This window comes from Paracoccus sp. FO-3 (assembly GCF_006386455.1).
Taxonomy (GTDB): domain Bacteria; phylum Pseudomonadota; class Alphaproteobacteria; order Rhodobacterales; family Rhodobacteraceae; genus Paracoccus; species Paracoccus versutus.
This window is the reverse complement of sequence record NZ_VCBQ01000303.1, coordinates 1-514: the sequence shown is the minus strand read 5'-3', so window position 1 is coordinate 514 and position 514 is coordinate 1. Positions and strand designations below refer to the sequence as shown.

Below are 514 nucleotides of genomic sequence, written 5' to 3'. Positions count from 1 at the left end.
CGGCGGCCGGCCGGGGGCGACCGCGCCCTCGAGCAAGGCCCCCGACGATTCGCAAACCGCGCGCGGCGAGAACGCGGCCGAGGCGAAGCCCGCGCCTTCGGTCGCCATCGCCGGCGCGCCGGCCGGGGCGGCCGAGACCGCGCCGGACCGCACCCCGCAGAAGAAAAAGGACAGGGACGGCGCGGATCGCCGCCGGACAAAGGACGAGAAGGGCAAGGCCGCGGCTGCCAAGGACAAGAGCGGCCCCCGCGCCAAGGGCGGCGGCGGAGGTGGTGGCGGCGGCGGCGGCGCGAAGCGTTTCGGCCAGAACCTTGGCGACCGCGGCGAGGCCGCGGCGGAAGAGGCGCGCGAGCGGCTTTCCGAACGCGCCGACGCGCTGCAGGTGAACGAGGGCGCGGATGCGCGGATCGGCGCCGCGCGGGCCGCGGCAGAGCCCGCGCCGAATGCGGCCGAGGCCGATGGCCAAAGCCAGCAGGCAGGCAGCCTTGCCCAGGCCGCGATCCCCGCCCCCGAC

Annotated in this window: 1 pseudogene; it reads left to right on the top strand. The window is 77.6% G+C overall.

What is annotated here, in order from left to right:
• A pseudogene (locus tag FE811_RS27805) lies at positions 1-514 on the top strand (hypothetical protein); the annotation flags it as partial.